The 19,105-nt window shown below is 42.4% G+C and carries 10 protein-coding genes; 5 read left to right on the top strand and 5 right to left on the bottom strand.

Annotated elements, in window-relative coordinates; translation table 11 throughout:
* The first annotated feature begins 250 nt into the window (after positions 1 to 250).
* From AC27N8_RS03065 to AC27N8_RS03085, 5 genes are all read left to right on the top strand, one after another.
* Positions 251 to 1,183, top strand: coding sequence for a 5'-methylthioadenosine/S-adenosylhomocysteine nucleosidase family protein (locus AC27N8_RS03065; protein WP_487063832.1), 933 nt, complete (start codon positions 251 to 253; stop codon positions 1,181 to 1,183).
* Between the two features lie 58 nt (positions 1,184 to 1,241).
* A complete protein-coding gene (locus AC27N8_RS03070; RefSeq protein WP_487063834.1) occupies positions 1,242 to 3,155 on the top strand; it encodes a hypothetical protein in 1,914 nt (637 codons plus the stop codon).
* The gene (locus AC27N8_RS03075) at positions 3,152 to 4,060 is read left to right on the top strand and encodes a hypothetical protein (protein ID WP_487063836.1); all 909 of its coding nucleotides are present in this window, start codon (positions 3,152 to 3,154) and stop codon (positions 4,058 to 4,060) included. Before AC27N8_RS03070 ends, AC27N8_RS03075 begins: the two co-directional genes overlap by 4 nt.
* Before the next feature lie 149 nt (positions 4,061 to 4,209).
* On the top strand, positions 4,210 to 6,684 hold the full coding sequence (locus AC27N8_RS03080; protein ID WP_487063838.1) for a phosphorylase family protein: 2,475 nt from the start codon (positions 4,210 to 4,212) through the stop codon (positions 6,682 to 6,684).
* 45 nt (positions 6,685 to 6,729) lie between these two features.
* Positions 6,730 to 8,319 carry a VWA domain-containing protein gene (locus tag AC27N8_RS03085; protein ID WP_487063840.1) on the top strand — a complete coding sequence of 530 codons (1,590 nt, stop codon included), beginning with the start codon at positions 6,730 to 6,732 and terminating at the stop codon, positions 8,317 to 8,319.
* Between the two features lie 156 nt (positions 8,320 to 8,475).
* Here AC27N8_RS03085 and AC27N8_RS03090 read toward each other — a convergent pair whose 3' ends face one another.
* The 5 genes from AC27N8_RS03090 to AC27N8_RS03110 form a co-directional block, all read right to left on the bottom strand.
* Positions 8,476 to 10,410, bottom strand: a complete 1,935-nt coding sequence (locus AC27N8_RS03090; protein WP_487063842.1) for a DUF262 domain-containing protein — start codon at positions 10,408 to 10,410, stop codon at positions 8,476 to 8,478.
* Between the two features lie 55 nt (positions 10,411 to 10,465).
* On the bottom strand, positions 10,466 to 11,776 hold the full coding sequence (locus AC27N8_RS03095) for an McrC family protein (RefSeq protein WP_487063844.1): 1,311 nt from the start codon (positions 11,774 to 11,776) through the stop codon (positions 10,466 to 10,468).
* Entirely contained in the window at positions 11,773 to 14,199 is a 2,427-nt protein-coding gene (locus tag AC27N8_RS03100) for an AAA family ATPase (protein WP_487063846.1), read from the bottom strand. Before AC27N8_RS03100 ends, AC27N8_RS03095 begins: the two co-directional genes overlap by 4 nt.
* 172 nt (positions 14,200 to 14,371) lie before the next feature.
* Entirely contained in the window at positions 14,372 to 18,016 is a 3,645-nt protein-coding gene (locus AC27N8_RS03105) for a hypothetical protein (protein WP_487063848.1), read from the bottom strand.
* 19 nt (positions 18,017 to 18,035) lie between these two features.
* A complete protein-coding gene (locus AC27N8_RS03110; RefSeq protein ID WP_487063850.1) occupies positions 18,036 to 19,076 on the bottom strand; it encodes a 5'-methylthioadenosine/S-adenosylhomocysteine nucleosidase family protein in 1,041 nt (346 codons plus the stop codon).
* Positions 19,077 to 19,105 lie beyond the last annotated feature (29 nt).

The following is a 19,105-nucleotide window of genomic DNA, read 5'->3' on the forward strand; positions in this document are numbered from 1 at the left end:
TAAAACAGACATGGAAGAACATGGTAAATGTCCCCAAACTGTCTGGCAAGTGTCCACCGTTTCTAGTTCCAGTGCAATGTAAACTACGGTAAGCTTATGAAAGAATTTTTATCAAACAGCGGAGGAACTCATACTTAATCAAAAAGTATGAAATGCTGATACTACTCTAGCAACAAGTGTAGCAGGTATAGCTAGTGTATTCAAGAAAAGAAAGCTATGCCACATCTAAAATAATAAGGAGATTTATACATTGAATGTACAGACTCATCTTAGCGCGGTCATTTTGACGGCTCTTCCTATTGAATATCAAGCTATACGTCATCATCTTGTCGAGCTAGAAGAAGAAGTTCATCCTGAGGGAACACTCTATGAACGTGGTGTTTTCCTGGCACAAAATAGACGATGGGAGATAGGTCTTGCAGAAACGCGGCAAGGGAGCGCAAATGCCGCATTTGAGGCCGGTCGAGCTATAGATTATTTTAAACCACAAGTAATCTTCTTCGTTGGCATTGCCGGAGGACTAAAAGATGTACAGATTGGGGATGTCGTTGCAGCGACAAAAGTATATGGGTATGAGTCAGGGAAAGCAAGCACTTCCTTTCTTCCTCGGCCAGAAATTGGTCAATCAACCTATCGAATGATACAAAGAGCTCAGAAGGAAGCTCGCGGGAATGAATGGCTCCAGAGATCAAGGCAAGCAAGCCTTACGCTACAACCTCGTGTCTTCGTCGATGCCATCGCAGCTGGAGAAAAAGTGATTAACTCTACGCGTTCTGCTACATATCAATTTCTCAAAAAAAATTACAGCAACGCCATTGCCGTTGAAATGGAAGGGCATGGTTTCTTACAGGCAACTCATGCCAATCAACACATTGAAGCGCTCATCATCAGAGGAATATCAGATCTCATTGACAATAAAAGTGTGACAGACCAAAACAATTCTCAAGAAATTGCCGCCGATTATGCCAGCGCATTTACTTTTGAGGTGCTCTCCAAGCTGACTCCCGATGAACTACAGGGCACACGTGGCAATAGCCCATCGAAACCAACACCACCACATCCAACAATTCCATACTCAATTCACCAACAAACAACATCTGGTAATATTATTTCACCTATTGGCGAGCACAATATCATTCATTACACTCAAAACACCACACAGCACAAAGATAAAGATGCGTAATCAGTGAGAGAGCGAGACTCGTACACATACGAGACACTCCGAGGAAATGAACCTAAAAATGCAGCAAGATATTGATGTGAATCAAGGTACAGAAGAAAACACAAATCCGGAAGATAGTGTGCACACAACGAACGAAGGTGTGCCCCAAACGGGAACACATAATGCCACTATTAGCCAGGAGACAAAGTCAGGCAATATCATCTCACCAATTGGTGATTACCAACATGTCGTGATTCATTATAATAATTATTATGGCATTATACGTGAAGCAAGTAAAATTGCAGAGCAAATAGATGATCATAATGAACCAGAAGATGACAAGGCAATACATGACCAAATAAAGTCGCTAGGTAACGATTTAGCGTTTGAGCAACAAACTCAAATTTCCTTTACCAATGCTTCCTCCACCGAGAATACCAACATAACACTGGTAACAGAAGAAGAAATGGCAACATGGTTTTATGCTTTGGATGAATACGAGCAACATTATGTGTTTACAACCGCAATTCTGCATAGTGCACCAGCAGATATTATCTCTAAGCAAGCAGAAAGTCTTTATAAAGAAATTAAAAAGCATGAAATAGAAAATTACTACATTTCTTCAACGCAAGTACCTGTTGACAACTTATCGGCATTTCCTCGGCAACACCATCAATTCAGACAAGATCTCCACGCTCATACCTATACGATGATGCGCCAATCAAAAGGAGTTGCATGCATCTATTGGATTGATGCCGATGACTACGGCTCATCACTATTTAGTGCACGTATCCTGACATTTCTCAGCAAAGAATTTATGAATAAAGGGAGCTACGGTGACTTCTTTTTCAAGAAAGCGAAAGAGTGGGCAAAAAATCGAGAATCTGGGTATGACTACTGGCTCGCTGCCAAGGCGCTCGGCTTCATTCTACGCATAAAAAACATACACCAGGTGCGAGCCCAGGCTGACGAATTCGTCAAACAGAACTCAACCATAAGCTATCGCCGTGCTTCATCCTTACTCGCCGGAGCATACGAATGCGAGCGACACGAACAATTTACTGAACAGCACAGCTTATCTGCTCTCGGGATTATTGATAAGTGGATACAGAAAATACGTAACGAGCAAAATAATCAGCCCCCGATAAAAACAAATGTTTTCTTAGGGCGTACGATTGGGTATTCATACAACTTTATTGGGAAAGAATTCCCCTTGATTGCATTATCCCAAATAGCAGATATACTGACAATGTTACCAATACACGACAAAGACTGCACGACCAGTCTTTCTTCTGCGTGTATCTCTACCTATGTCAGCCTCACCTGGTCCGGTCACTTACGCAAAGTACTACAAAGTCTATCCGATCTATGTGAGAACCTCATTGATACATGGTCCGTCACAAATGATCTCGCCACAGTAGCAAACAAACGACAGCAAAGAGACTTGTGTCTCCAATGCATAAATGATGCTTTCTTTCTTGTCATAGCTGCAACAATCCGCCCGGAAGGATATCCAATATACTCAGCAGTGTATGAACAACAACAATTGCCATCAGAACGAATTCACATTGTCAATCTCGACTATCACATTTTCATTGCAGCTATTGTGCAAAATGATCCACTTAAAGAGAGGTTAATAATGATGTTCCGATCAGCCATCATCACAACGCATGCCGATGTTTCAATGACATTTTTGAGAAACTGGGCTGAAACGGTGATCAATATACTCGCTCAAACACACGATCAGCATACACAACGTATTTATACTTCCTATGTCGATTTTATGGTCCAACTTGGTCACAAAATACAACAGTGGGAACAGCATCTCCAACAACAGAGAAAGCGATCAGCAGCAAGTAGCGCTATCTATCAGAGATATTTAAAACAATGGCAGAAAGAAGGAAAACTTCGTAATCCTTCACTGGAACGTATGGCATCCACAGTACTTGATGGTATATCGACGCACCAAACACGATCGGAGGTTCACGCATGAGCAATCTTGTCACAGATCAGCTAGGCATAGTACAAACAATAGGTATCTCTTGCCTGCCATTTATGACCAAAACTATAAAAGCGAAGGCTGATTACAGCATGCTTTTATTCCACAACGATATACCAGGAGAGTATATCAAGCCAGCACAAATAGCTCCAAATGATCAAATCAAAGCTCACGACGGCGATATAGTGATTGCAGTTGCCCACACAATTCAATATCGGCAACTGGCAGGCACAGTTACCACAAGCGACAATTATCAGTATCGCTATGAAATTCCCATAGCACTCACAGTAAAAGATCCACATCGAATAGCATACAATTATATTCAAAAATTAGATCCAGTAAGGGAAGTTATACGTAAACTACGTCAATTAATAACACAATACGCATCGACAACACATTCTGACAACTTACAACAAAATCCCTTACCTATAGAATACTGGAATGACGCGACACTGCACGTAGATGGATTCACTATCGCTCAGAACAATAGAGCAACCTTTTATCCTGTTAAAGGGCCAGACACAGAAGTATTAAAGATTCAGAGAGAGACAGAGCTACAACTTGAACGATTAGCAGCACAGTATAAAATTAAAAATTATGAAGCAGAGCAAAAACGTCTACATGAAATAAAGGAAAATGAGTTTAAACGCCAAGAGAGCACAAAGAGTCAGCTCTATGACATATGCCATGACATACGAGACAGAGTAGCCAAAGAAACGTTAGACGTGTTACAAGCCCGTATTCAGGAAGGCTTTGCTGGGGGAGACTCGCCAGACCAAATTTCCCATATGTACTTTACACAACTAGAAGTTTTCCAAGAAAAAAAACACATCGGCCTAGAAAATACCGTGATCGCTGCTGGCCTATCAGCTCAAGACAAAGAAGATATCGTGTCTTGATGCGAACAAGAATCAGCAAAGCATAAAAAACATTACCAATTATAATACATCGTTGCCTGAAAATAAGCCAATCGCGTTGTATCGGGACAAGTGGAATCGATCTGATAGAAGGTTTGATCAGGTTCCCCTTAGAGAAAGAGGTATTGGACATGTCTTCTCACCAATTACCCAATAAGCAGGCAGTTATTCTTACAACAACGCGTCTAGAATATCAGACGGTTCGAGACCAGCTCAGTAATTTACAAGAAAAGATTCACAAAGGAACTATCTATGAAGAGGGACATCTTCAGACCCCAAAACACATCTGGCTAGTCGGTATTACGCAAGTCGGTGCGGGAAATAATGCTGCCGCAGCTGCGGCAGCAGAAAGAGCGATTACCTATTTCAAACCATCTGTGGTTCTACATGTTGGTATGGCGAAAGGATTTACAGGTGTTCAAATTGGCGATGTGATAGCAGCCAACAAAGTATATAGTTACGAATCGGGTAAAGCCAGTACTCTATTTGAACCACTTCCAGAAATAGGGAAACCAACTCATGCACTGGAACAACGAGCTATGGCTGAAGCCAAAAAGGATGATTGGAGGCAACGCATCAAGGCATATACACACGAATATATTCCCCAGGTACACGTCGGACCGATAGCCGCTGGTGAAAAAGTTATCGCCTCACTCCACTCAGAAACAATCCACCTTCTCCGAGAGAACTATGGAGATACACTTGCGATCGAAATGGAAGGGTACGGTTTTATCAGAGCAATGTATGCAAATCAGCACATAGACACCCTTATTATTCGAGGAATCGCCTCTATCATTACAGATAAACCCAAAAATGAGAATACCATATACCAAATTCAGGCAGCTCAACATGCCAGCGCATTCGCTATGGAAGTTTTAGCCAAGTTTCAAACGGACGATAGCGTGTTATTGGCGCAGCCTATGGAGACAAAAGAGGTCGAGACAAATAAGATTCGTGTCCTGGCAATATTTGCAAATCCCATAGGGACGGGCCGATTACATCTCGATGTTGAGGAACGTACCATTCGCAACGCTATTAATCGAAGTAAGCACAATGAAAAATTTTTTTTACAGACACTTCCCGCTGCAACATTTAGCGATTTAAGCAGAGAGATGTTGAATGAGGACTTTCAAATTGTCCATATAGCAAGCTATGGAAATCAGCAAGGCCTCGTTTTAGCCAATGATCAAGGTGGACGTAAGCAAGTCGACCTAAAAACGCTGCAAAATTTGTTTCAAGAATATCACGCGACAATTCAATGTCTCATTCTCAATGCATGCCATTCATTGCTACAAGGATCTTTGATCTCGCAACATATCCCGTATACCATCGCGATAGATGACGCACTCGACGATCAAGTAGCAATAGAATTTTCGGATGGTTTCTATGATGCAATTGCGGCGGGGAAAGATATAGAGCATGCATACAGAGAAGGAAATCGACGCATAACAAATGCTTTTCCAAACACGTTACTGCGACCATTGTTAATCAAAAAAGGCGAACAACCGCCAGAACCGCTAGAGTTCCACGATCAAGAAACAGATGGAGAAGTTTCAGAACCCTTATATATTGAAAATATCAGGGTACTTTTTGGAATTGCACTTGATCTTTCAGCATCGATGAAAAAAAGTTTTCTCAATCATTCTGGTGATGAGACAAAACGGTTAACAAGCATTCAAAAGGCATTTAAAGAGCTTGTACAATCTGCCCATCAGGGTATACAAGACGGCTCAACCGATGATACTGCAACCGAAATCGATATGTTCATATATGCGTTCGGTTTGCAAGCGATGAATATCTGCGACCTATTGTCCCTCTGGAAAGCAAGTCAACAAATTCTTACACATGAGCTCGTAAATGCAAAGGTACAACAATACAAACAAGAAAGACAAGCGATAACTGATACGTATCAAGGGCTTGGGAAGCTCATACGCACTCTGGGTGCAAGAAATACAGCGGATCTTGCCGAGAAAATTGCACAACAAGCTGGACGACAAAAAATACGTAAACGTATCTGGCATGATATGCAGGAGAGTATTGAAAGCCGTGCAGTTGCCATTGGAGATACCACGCTTGCACTAGATGACATTATTCAATGGTGGAAAGAAAGTGAAGAGTTGCTAGACAATGCAGAAGATATCCTTTTTGGCAAAACGACACCAATTACTGATGTATTAACAAAAATTGTTGCTCGCTTTCAAAGAGAGTTGAAAATACGAAAAGAGGAAACGCAACCCATTCTTTTTATCATTTCTGATGGAAAGTTTACAACGTCTTCACCCCTTCACCTCACGGAAAAGTTAAAAGCAATGGGGATCACCATCCTCTGCTGCCTTATAACAGACAAAGATGAGGTAGATTCCCGCCAATTGCGCAATCAACCATTAACTGAGTGGAGTGACGAAGCACGATTGATGTTTGAAATGGCATCACCATTAAAAGAAAATACACCTGTTGAAACATTTCTTCTAAACAAGGGCTGGACCATCTATCCCCAATCCAAACTCTTTGTACAGGCAAACCATTCAGATGTCTTAAAAGAGTTCACACGCATTACATTAGGGCATTTAGAAGTGCCTAATAGCGACACGCAATTTAATGGCTAGCATTTTAACTCATCTACAACTCGGTCGAACGGAGGAGCACAGACCATGACGATTTCTACACAACCAGCCGCTATTCTTTTAGGAGTCATTCTCGATGTTTCCAGTTCTATGCAAAGTAACTGGAACAATCAAGACGGTCGAAAAATAGCGCAAATTGAGGTAATTCGAGATGTACTGAATAAACGCATATACACAATTTGGGATGCACTAGAAAACACAGAAAAGATAGATGATACGGAATTTTTCTGCCTGGGTATGGGATTTAAAACGTTGATGCATACAAATGGTAAAAATATCAGCTATCAAAAAGATCATGGAATGGATCACAATGTCAAAACACTACCTATAGACAATCTCGTTTGCGATCTGCTAGCACTAGCAGATACCGTACCAAATAAGGATAAGCTCAGTAAACTCCAAGAACAACTCAATCAGCGATGGCAAGGCTATGCAAAAGACATCATCGCACATTCAACTATCACCGAAGCGGTTGAAGAACAATTAAAATATTATGTACAGCAAGAAATGTATCAATCAGCCACTCGGAAGCTACGAAGGAGCTGGCAATTCAAACTATCACAAATAAAACAACAAAAACGATTACCCCACTGGCTCGCAAAATATGCACAAAATCATGTAACTAGTAGAGAGCAGAAAATAGCCAAAATTTCATTTCAGGATGCACAAAAATACGTTGATAATGTCATTGGCAGTGCAATAAGCAATTTTGAAAAAAACGCTGGTCGATACACAAACATCATTAAAAAGTGTGTAGAAAAATTTATCGAGAGCTATACATCTTCAACATTAAAAGCACTAACGCTTGGTTTTAACATTGCTGAGCTCGTTGATAACTTAGACAAAGAAAAAATATTGATACTTGTATCACAAGTACAATCAGAGCTAGAAATGGAGGTCAAGAACAGCATTCAGCTTATCATGACCAAGCATTTAGGGCTTTTAGAGATTTCCAAGTTAAGCATCGGAGCACATATCAACAATCAGAAAGTACGTGATCTTACAACACGCTGTATTGCAAAATTTGGATGGAATATTATTAGACCATTGATTGAAACGACAATCTACGGTATTTTCACAGAAAATTTTGAAATGCAGATACAACAGGAATTTCCGTATTGGATTAAACTCGCCTCCATGCGAGAAGTTACGCGACCAATACAGCAACTAACTAATATTCTTCCTCTTATCGAAAAAGAACATAGCACAGCAGAAAATATTATGTCAGATAATACACCTTTTGCTCAAGCCTTAGATAAAGCAGCTATCCGTTTTATTGATCCTCAATACCAAAAAAGAGAAAAAATATTGATCGTTATATCTGATGGAAAGTTTTTACAATCATCTTCTATAGTAGAAACAGCCAAACTGTTAAAAAAGAGAGGTGTCAAGATAATATCATGTGTAGTCGCAGATCATGATCTACGCACAAGATTCCTGAAGCAGTCACCTCACACCTGGCCCGATGGAGCCCGGCAGATGTTAGAGATAGCATCTAATCAGAATAAAGACAATCCTCTCGTGAAAACACAAGTCAAGCTCATTGATGAAAAACTGTGTATGCAAGCCAATCACTCTTCTGTCATAAATGACGTACTAGACTCAATCCTACCTTAGCATTTCAAAGCGTAGAAATGCTTATCGTTGTGCTTTAAGCACAGCCACTACTGTTGTCTGGCCACTTGTCCGTTCTCCAAATACGCTTGATTGGGGTGGTAAGGTGATTTGGCAGTATTCTTTTAGACCAGTCTCACACTCAAACAGGAAACATCATCATCCTTCGAGCTCACGATCAAACCTGGCTGGACTCCATATTTCTTCACAGAGACGTATATACAGTTTTTGGCGCAAATCGACATCGGCCTTTTTGAATTCCTGATGAGCTCGGAACGGCAGGCCACTTTGTTTGACATATGCCAGGAAGGATGGCTCGTTTTGATAGCCCTGTTCGCTGAGTGAGCGAGCAAGCAAATTTTGTTTGGCATAATCCTGGACTTTTTTCTCATAGGGCTTATCGCCTAAGCTTTGATTGTATCCCCTTGGAAGGAGAACCAGGCCACCAATGAGATTCCGGTAGGCGGCAAATTCTGCCTCAGAGTCAAATTCGTCCGTATGTCGTTGATATTGATTGGCCCAGATATGTTCGATTTCAAATGGCTTTTTTACCTCTCGCGAAACGTACATAGAAAAATTGGAATCATGTCCACTTTGCTCCTCCAGATAGCTCGTCATGCGCGCAAGAATATGCTGAATATAACGCTTGCTCCACATATTCAGATGAAAGCCACTGTAAAAAGTCTCATCCATTTTCTCAATTTTGTGTTTGAAGGTCGTAGCAAGTGTTGGAATGTCCATTTCTCTAATTTCCTTCATGAGATTGAACATCGTGTAAACAATGGATGAGTAATCAAGCGTACGATAGCTAAAGGCACGCCGAATAATGAAGATATCCAGATAGCCAGAGACCAGCCGTATTTTATGTAATGCGGTCTCAAAATCGTCTTCGACCTTCAGCGAAGCAAGGATCAGTGGATATTGCAACGTAAAATTATTATGTGCATTATAAAAGACATATTCTAAGCCATGTTTCTTGGCCGCATGAAGATCTTGCGATACCTCACGCAGGAGCAAGTAACAGTTGGAAAAATAGTTAAAATGATCCATCACAAAACGGCGGAAATCTTCGCTCTTCTTCAAGCCTAATTGATCTTTATGATCACGGGTCCATTTATGGAAAGCGGTGCCGATCATCTCAAAATCCCGTGGTTTGGATCCTTTTTTCCCTTCTCGTATCGAGTCGGCATATTTTGCACGAAGCCACGCTTTGAAAAAATCAGCTTCATCTTCTTTGTTCTGTACAATCAACTCAGCCAGACGCTTTTTCCAAAGATCGTTTGCAGTCGCCTTCTCCCTACTCTCTAGAATATTAGCCAGCAGATAACCTTTTAGCATATCAGTGGGACTCAGACTCAGTCCACGATCATTCATCGTTTCAAAGATGGTATACGCATCGTCATCACTAAACGCTGTAATCTCAACAAGCACCACATTTTCTTTGAGCCAATCAATGAAATACGGCAAAGCGTGTCCTTTGAGTCCCTTGGGGAAATGTTCTTCAATGTCAGCATAGCGTGATGCGATATTTCTGACAGATTCAGGTTGATTACTGATATCAAAGGTTCCGCCATTATAGAGTGCTTCCACACAGACCATACGTTCGGCAATATCAAGATTAAACGATTTTTTGCCGAACTTTTCAGAAAAAATGAGGTTGCGTATGCTGACAGACTCAAACGACTCTTTTTGGAAATTATGGAGATACATCAGGAGCAAAGTTAATGACGTGAGGCGCTGTTGCCCATCAATAATAAACTTTTGCCCATCGCGATTGCAGATAATAATGGAACCGAGGAAATAATGAGAGTAGTATTCGACCTGTGTACGTTCATGGGCTTCCTGATAATTATCAAGAAATTTTGCTTCAAGATCTTGCAGCAACTCAGTGATTTGTTTAGTTTCCCATTTATATTCGCGCTGATAATAGTCGATTGTATATTTCATACCATCTAACAGATTGCGCACAGACTTTGATCGTGCATCGATGTTGCTCATATGTTTCCTTACTTCCCAAATACGAGGCTCTCTTTTTATATAAAAGTAAACGGCAATACTCAAATAATTTTTTAAATTCTTCTTCTCATTAAACATGCAAACTCACATCTTTTATTCCATGAATACCAATCGATGCAATATATCCATATCATCAGATAGAGCTTATACGACCCCAGACAAGTTGCTGAGCGAAGCCAGTCCGTTCGCGCTGACCCTGATGCGCTCGCGCTTGCTGGATAAGCTGATCAAGCCGCAGTAGATCAACAGGCCGCAGAATCACGTAGGCGCTGCCTCGCTGATAAAGAGGAATACGTACCTCGATACGGGATTCACTGGCAACCGGTCCGATGGTTGGATAGAGAATGGTGGCACGATCACAGTCTGTCTGCCCGAGAGCATACATGATGAGCTGATAGAGCATGTGGGGCGGCAAGGACTTATCCCAGAGGTCGCGATATTTGGCATCCAGGATCGCAACGGCTTTACCTTTTTGTTTGACAACGTAATCCGGTCGGAGCTGTGGTGCCTGACGATGGCGCGGATTTTCGCTGTAGCTGATGATGTTATCGAGGACGTATTGCTCCTGGATCTGATAGTCGGGCAGGTTGTCGGAGAGGAAACGGTAGAGCAGATTTTGGAAGAAGAGGTTCATGTCAAACAGGAAACCTGGGAGTGGTATCCTTTGTGCTTGACCGGCGACGCTGATGCCGCTAGCGGCTAGTAATATTTCAATCAAGGTAATCGCTGGCGTATAGGATAGAGTCTGACGGGTCATCGCGTGGCGGACCTGCGTGAGGATCTGGGCATCCAGAGTGGTTGCCGTGATGTTTGACAGATGATAGCGTTCAAGGAGCTGCAAGTCTGCACGCAGTCGATGATTGGCAGTAAGCTGAGCAGCCAGACGCACACCTTGCTTGAGGACACGATTCAGTAATGTATCTTCCAGGCGCAGATAATGCGTACACGGGAGCGTGGATGTAACGATACCCCCCTGGTTGGCGAGGCTGGCAAACGAGATACGGCCTCTGGGGCTGCTCAAAGCTTCGTGACGTTGTACATAGTTCTTCTGAAGTCCATGTAACAATAGCTCATTGGTTTCGGCCAACAGTTGTTGGAGGATGAGTTCTTGAAACGAGCTCGTCTCTAGATCAAACGGGGTGGTGGAGAAAAGCTTGAGTGGATGCAAGCCATAGGCATATTGCATGAGCCGGACGAAAGGGAGTCCGGCAATTTTAGGCTGGATGGTGATCGAGATATCGCCCAACTGCATGCGTCCAATGTGAGAGGTGGTTTCGATCCGCAAACCATGCGGTTGCTGGATGATACTGAGTCGCTCTGAGACGGTCAATTCCTCGACGATATTCTGAGTCGTAGCATCCTGTGGTAAGACAATGCCCGCCAGTTGCGGATGAGTGGCTGGCGTGACCGTTTGCCACTCATGCAGATCAAGTACGATACTCATAGATTGTGACCATTATCTTCACGTAGAGTGGCATCGTCCTCATCGTCTTCGAGCTCATCCTCATCGCGAGCCGCCTGCTGTTCCTCGATGTCGATGGCCTGCGCCGAGGTGAGAATTTCAGGACACGGTGAAAGTAACGCCTGGACTAAATTAGGTTGCTGCGCCTGCTCAAAGAGATCATAGCGCACCTGCTGTGACTTGACATCAATCAAGCCCGAGCCCATAATCTGCTCCAGCCGCTGGTAGTCCTCATAGCAGTATTCCTCCAGCAGTGGCAGAATGTCATCCTGAATGATACGGGCAAACGTCGTGAGATCATTGATTGGGAGACCCTTTTCCATCAGGTAGGCATGACCAATTTGCAGATTGCGCGCATCACGACCAACATACTGGCAGATGCGACTATTAAGAGCATCTAACCAGAGTCCCAGCGGAATACCGCCCGCCTCAGCAAGCTTCAACGGCGTATAATCGGGCAACAACTCGATAAAGCCGAAGCGGCGTCGCAGAGCGGTATCGAGCAAGGCAATCGAGCGGTCAGCCGTATTCATCGTACCGAGCAGAAAGACATTGGGTGGAACCTCAAAATACTGCTGTGTCAGGGGCAGCAGGATAGATTTTCCACGCTTGTCTTTTTCCAGGACCAGCAGCAGTTCACCAAAAATCCTGGGGATGTCGCCACGATTGATTTCATCGACAATCAAATAAAAGTTCTCACGCGGCTCCCGGGCCGCATCATGGCACAACTGCTTAAAGATGCCATCGCGTGGCACAAACTGCATCAGTCCATGAGACGTATCAGGACGAAAGCCCTCCAGGAAATCTTCATAGCCATAAGCTGGATGAAAGCAACAGATACGCACACAGCCCGCACGCCCCTTGCCATCGCCAACAATTGTCAAAGCCTGCTCAGGAGTCAGATCTTCAAACGTCCTCTGATAACGAGAACGGGCCGCCAATTCACGAGCCGTATGCTCGGCCCAATACGTCTTGCCCGTCCCCGGAGGACCATACAAGATCAGCTGCCCTTTACGCTCCAGAGTCACCTGAATACGTCTCATCAAACCAGCCAGAGCAGCTAGTGGCTTCTGCAATACTGGCGGCTTTGGATCACTCTTACTAGGTAAATCATCATGTGGAATACTAAGTGTTATGTCGCCGTCCAGAACATGTCTTTCGACGTTGAGAAGATTATCTGTCTGCTTGATCTTATAGACGCTGGTCAGCTTGCCTTCAAAGCTACCGTTATTCACCTCCAATTTCCATTCATTGAATGAGAGCCATTTAACCGGCAACTGATGTTGATAGCGAGCGTCAGGATCATATTTGTACGTATCAGTGACACGGCCAATACCACGTATCGTTGCTCCATCGGCGGCAAGCACCAGGTCACCAATACCGATGCTCTGGCTAAAATCAAAGAGCTGATTGCGGAACTTCGTAATCACAGCAGACTTGCGATCAGGGAAAGCCTGCCTAAGCGTCTCTAACAATTTGCCCTCCTGCTTTTCATTCTTCGTCACCGTAGAAAGATCACCAACCTGTAACCACTCAGGAGCACCAAGGGCACAAAAATTTCCTGCTTGCATCGACAACCAATCATCTTGCAAACGATGAGCATCTTCATCATAGCGAGCAACCCCAATCCGCCAATAGCCATCAATCTTGCCAACCACACGTTTGTTCAACACAGTCGTGAGAGTATTCACTGGCATCTGCAAAGTGTGAGCCATATGCATAAAATAAGGGGCAGTGACATAACGCCCTTCTACTGTTGGCGGGGGTAGCAAAAGTTTGATCAAATGGTAACGAGCATAATTAGCATTGTGAAAATCATCAAGCTTATCAGGATAAAGCAAACTAAAATATTTATGACCCCATGCGGTTGCTGAAACAAAAGGAGCCACGCGTGACAGATCCAACTGTAATTGTTCATACGCTGCGAGACTCGAATCTACTGGCAAGTGATCCAGCAACTCACTGCCACGAACGAGCTCATCGCGATGCCTTCGTGCTTGCACAATAGCCTCTGTCACAGTAATTTCTTGATGAGCATGAGAAGTTCCACTCATCCATGCATCAGTCTCTTTCTTATAATAGAGACCATAATTATAGGCACTGCCTCCCGAAATGCCACCAAAGATCCCAGGGAACTCCTCATCATTCTTGAACTCCAGCCAATAGACGAGGCTATCCTTCGTGCCATAACTATGCATCGTCATTAAGAGAGCTTCACCATCCAACAAAGCTAACTGCTCTGGTCCAAACTTCTGACGAAAAGTCCGATAATATTCTGCCAGTTGCTGCCTGGATGGTAGTTTTCCAGCAGCCTCTAGCTCTTTATGACAACGCAGTATATCCTCAAGGAGGCGCGGATCTAACTCTACATTAAATGAATGACTATCGATTTCCTGTAAAACCATCTATTCCTCAATCCTACAAAATCAGCATACTATCTATCACTGAAATTTTACTTTATATATAGGAATACTAGATAACAACCATTCATTCTATCTTCCAATTGTATCTATGTTAAGAGGGAATGGACCTCAATATTTCTCCACGATATCGATAAAAAACAAGTTGACAGTGTTGTTACGTTTTCTCTCTACCTTCCTCTTCGTCATTTTCTAACATTTGTCTAAAATATAAAATTTCACCCTTTGCAAAACGTCGAACACGCAGATGGCTGTCTTGAAGCCAAGGAGACAAATCATATATACGTTTCTGATAAAAACTTCGGAAATCACTGAGAGCACTTGAGTTCGGTGTGCTAGCAATGACAGCCTTAATTGTATCTATCACAGATTCATTACCTGTCCGAATTATAATTTCACGAATTAAATCATAAAATGCTTGACCCTCGTTAAACATATATAATATTTGAGCCACAATTCCTTGTTTTTGAAGAATATCTGATTGGACCCATTCGATCAGAACATCATAAAGAGTTTCGTCAAGATGGCCAGCGACTAATTTTAACATCTGTGAAGCTGGACCATATAAAGCAGAAGTTTCATTGAGAGTCCAGTTGCATATACGTTGCAATACCTCACGGTATACTACACTTGATCGAATGCTTTCCATTGGAGTATTGAAACTAAAGGGAATTGCACGATAGTGTGTGTGACTATATCCAGTAAACTGGCTTTTATGCTCAAGACTATATTGAATACGCCTTTCAAAAAAGTCTATTACTAACATTGGGTCTAATTGTCCCAAGCGATCTAAAAGACCCTCCATTGTATAATCAAAATCCGATAATGATTCAAAATTTCGGATGATATCAACAAAATCTTGTTTATTAGTAATCTGAACTTTCCATTTTCTTTCACTTTTTATATCAGGTTCAGTAAGAATATCTGCGACTCGATGCAGTATGATTTGGTCGCCACGTTTTGCTATTGCTTTGAGTAAATCTATGGCTAGGTTTGGCTTATGAGGCCAAATATCTGGTATTAACGGCAAAATATTCACGTCAAGTTGAGGAGAACTTTCAGAGACAAATTGATAGAAAACATTCCATTCAGCTTCTTGCAGTTTATCCCATTTGATAAAACGATAGCCCCTTACAGCAATACTAGAGAGCAGCTCATCAGTGCTTGTAACCCACAAATTAATATACCTTATGGCTTTTTCAGGGTTGCTACGATACAGACCTGCTAATAGATATTCAAAGTGGATTTTCAGTGCAGAATTATCTGATAAGGCTTTCACGATTAGTTGATCAGCAAAAGCTGTATAATATTCTCCCAGCCTTTCCAGTAAAATACTCAACCAGTACACATCATTGTCTAAACTTGCCTCATGAGCTCGTTCTGCAATAAGTGTAAGATCGTCTAGCATCTGTGTTATTGTTGACTCAGAAGTTCTCTCTAGAAAAACCTTGATTTGTTGAACATGCCTTGATTCATTTGCACGCCAATCCAACCTCTCATCCTGGTTACTGTATCGAAAACGGCCAACAAGCAAACAATATAATTGATATTGGGAATGAGTATTTAAAATTTGTTGTATGTGTAGAAGTTCTTCTCCCTCGTACTTTCCCGAATACAAAGCACATGTGAGCCAATTTGCAATTGCATCTAAGACTGGTAATTCCATACTGGTACTCACCACGTTACCCAAGAAACAGGCTACTTCTATACAATCGGGCCGCAACCAGGTCTGGGTTTCCAGCGAAACTTCAATGTCTGACCCTGCACTAGGTATAGCTCCTTCTAGAGCTTTCACAATCTTCACACGTTCTGTAAGGTAAGTAGATAACTGATACATTTTGAGAAGCAAACTGATGGCTTGCTGACGTATTTCCAAAAGCATGTCACTATGGGAGAGCACCCCCCACTTTATTCTAATAACAGAAGGCTCGATTGGATCTTGCTCTGTAATTTCCCATCTCATACTAAGCATAGGTGAAATGAGGTCAACACTCAGGCTCCAATTTTCAGTAAAATCTTGCTCAATCCACGAGGAAATATATCGTAACAACGTTTTTTGGGTTACATAGGGTTTTCCTTCTATAAACCCAGCGATACCAATTAAAGCATGCTTTGCTTTATCCCGTATTGCCATATATGAGCGTTCCTTGAGCTCATATATCGTGAGTTTGTGAAGGCAAGTAATAGCATCGTCCAAGCTAAGTCCATGTATCGTGCTACCCAGAAGTTCTATGACTTGAGAAAGAACCATTTCATGACTAATTGCAAAGCTGCCCCATCCAGGATAATGAACAGTTTCGATCTCCAACACTGGTTTATCAATTATATCCATAACGATTGCTAATATATCGTCCGAGTGGAAATAAGCGACATCATTCAATAAAGTTAGTATTTCTAACTTACCAGCATTTCCTCTCGTTTTAATAAGTTGAGATAAGCCATCTAATAAATCTGCTAATAGTGATTCTGCCTCCTGCGAGTTACCTTTCAGTTCCACTTCAGCCAAACGCTTTAAGATATCTTTGGGCTTCACTGCGAAAAATGTTTCGATAATAGATTGACGATAATCGAGGCGTTTAGTTTGAGGATTAAAAAAGTGACGAAAAAGGATATAGTCAGCCAGGACTTCTGAGGCTATAGTCCATGTAGATCTATGCTTGCTCACTAAACCTGCCGTTTGAAGTTTCGTTAAAATACGGTCTCCTTCCTGCTGTGAGACTCCAATAAGCTGATGCACTGGCTTCATCAGAGCTTGATTGTGGATTTCAAGTGATCCTAACGCTGCAAGTACATCGAGATAGCTAATATAGTCTTCGTAGTAATTTTTATCAACATCATCTCTAGCCAGATCATGAATAATAGTATCAAGATGAGAAGTAAGTACTTGATCACGTGTGAGAGCTGATATAGGAGCGCCATTTTGAAAAACACGAGCCGCAATGGAGGCAAAAAGCGGATTCCCATCAGCAATATTTATTAAGGCATGTCGAACGTGTTCATGTGTGATTGTAAATGGCCGTTGTTGTAAAATTTGGTCTATATCTGCATTGGTAAGCGAGCCCACGTTCATAAAGCTCACGCGATCTCCCCGCAATGGTGATAGGCTATCAACCATCATATCTTTAAAATTGGGGCGTGTAACGAGAACGATTGTCACTTTTCCAGTAAAGCCTGGATTCATCAGAATTTCACGAACGTGTCTCAGGGGTTCAAAATGGTGCGCATCATCAATTACAATTACAAGGGAATGTTGCTGATCTAATACAGCGATAGCATGCTCAATAGACTCAGCCTCAGTACGAATAAACCAGATCGTGGTCTCCGGTTGAACGCACTCTTGCAAAGAGAATAATAAGCGCGTTTTTCCTACTCCTCCTGATCCATAAAGCACAAGCAACTGGATATCTCTCGTCAACTCACCTTTAATTTTTTCAAGAAGGAGTTCACGACCAACAAGCAACTGGTTATGTCCAACTAATGCTTCCTTTTCGGCTCGTTGAAAAAATTGTTCTGGTGTAAGTAAGGCTGGCAAAGCAAGGGATTTTTCAATGAGCCGCTTCATGATGGTAAGAGTATAACTGTCTAAATCCTTAATGATGTATACGATATTTCCATCACCCGTGACAATAACAGCATCATTAGCATTACCACCAATTGTTACAGAGCGATCTCCGATTTTAATAGAGTACTGACTATTTTGCAATGCGTTCTGCAATATTTCTTCATCAGTAGCATTAGCATTACCGTCTATAATTGGCTTCAAGGCTTCTAAGAGCTCATCCAAGGGTTTTTGATCAGGCATTTTATTAATGTTTCTTATTCTAGCGCACAATGTTCTGATCGCCGCTAATAATCGTAGCTCCTACAGCATTACCACTTATGTTAATATTGCGTTCGCCTGGTTGAAATTCGGATTGCTGACGGGTAGTCAATGTCAGAGTGTCCTCTGGAATAGATTCAACCAAAGCTCTAGCGTATGCTGCTGCTACGGCTGCCGCATACCCTTGCCATACATCGTTCTTATGCGCGTCACAATAATCACAAATTCCACGAATGAGAAGATATCCAGCTTTACCATTCATCCATGTGGCTGTGGCAATTCCAGAACCCTCCATCTCAATGGCACGAATTTTATGTTCGTCACGAAGACGGTCACGTAACAATGGTTCTTTCAGCAAAGTATTAGATGAACCAATCAAACCGTAGTGAAGTTTTGTTCTTCGAGAAGTTCGTGTTGAATCCCTGGGATGCTGAATGATTTTATTCGGATCGACAGAGTCATACAATACATCCTTCGTGTTTGAGGGCCTCGCAGCATTTTCAAGGAGAGTAGCACGGCGAATATATTGCTCCCAAGGATACTCGTTGCGTATCCTCCTCGCTTCTAAAAAGTGTACTGACTGCTGCAAACGAGCCGAAGGCGGCGGATCTGTGGCACGAATAGTGAAATGAGCATTGGGCGCTTCGCCTTCGTGAACAACCTGTTCACGTTTACCAAGATCAAACTGTATTACGCCACGATCCATAGAGACAACAATATCGCCAAGTCTAACATGGCTCTCTACGTTTTTTGGGTCTGGCACACCTCCTGCAATCCCAACCATGAGTACCTCAGTAACGTTAGGAAAGCTACGAAGAAGATTGCTAGCGATAGCAGAAGCAAGATTATTACCCATTCTAGGCAACAACGTTACTACAACTGGATGTGTACCAATCACACCAACCGTATAGCGTCCAGGATCATCAAGAAAGGCTATGTCACTATGATAATCAAGCATTGCTTCAACTGCAGCAAATTCTTTTGGAAGGGCAGTAACTATAGCGATCCTGTATTGTGCTACATCTACAGATGTTTTCTTCATCGCTTCCAATCCTTTAAGAGGTAAGGTAC

The sequence above is a fragment of the Dictyobacter sp. Z7_2 genome, assembly GCF_057551105.1.

What these genes read in the sequence shown, in the direction of transcription:
- AC27N8_RS03080 (WP_487063838.1), top strand. Translation starts at nt 4,210, where the DNA reads ATGTCTTCTCACCAATTACCCAATAAGCAGGCAGTTATTCTTACAACA.
- AC27N8_RS03070 (WP_487063834.1), top strand. Translation starts at nt 1,242, where the DNA reads ATGCAGCAAGATATTGATGTGAATCAAGGTACAGAAGAAAACACAAAT.
- AC27N8_RS03090 (WP_487063842.1), bottom strand. Translation starts at nt 10,410, where the DNA reads ATGTTTAATGAGAAGAAGAATTTAAAAAATTATTTGAGTATTGCCGTT.
- AC27N8_RS03095 (WP_487063844.1), bottom strand. Translation starts at nt 11,776, where the DNA reads ATGAGTATCGTACTTGATCTGCATGAGTGGCAAACGGTCACGCCAGCC.
- AC27N8_RS03075 (WP_487063836.1), top strand. Translation starts at nt 3,152, where the DNA reads ATGAGCAATCTTGTCACAGATCAGCTAGGCATAGTACAAACAATAGGT.
- AC27N8_RS03105 (WP_487063848.1), bottom strand. Translation starts at nt 18,016, where the DNA reads ATGCCTGATCAAAAACCCTTGGATGAGCTCTTAGAAGCCTTGAAGCCA.
- AC27N8_RS03085 (WP_487063840.1), top strand. Translation starts at nt 6,730, where the DNA reads ATGACGATTTCTACACAACCAGCCGCTATTCTTTTAGGAGTCATTCTC.
- AC27N8_RS03110 (WP_487063850.1), bottom strand. Translation starts at nt 19,076, where the DNA reads ATGAAGAAAACATCTGTAGATGTAGCACAATACAGGATCGCTATAGTT.
- AC27N8_RS03100 (WP_487063846.1), bottom strand. Translation starts at nt 14,199, where the DNA reads ATGGTTTTACAGGAAATCGATAGTCATTCATTTAATGTAGAGTTAGAT.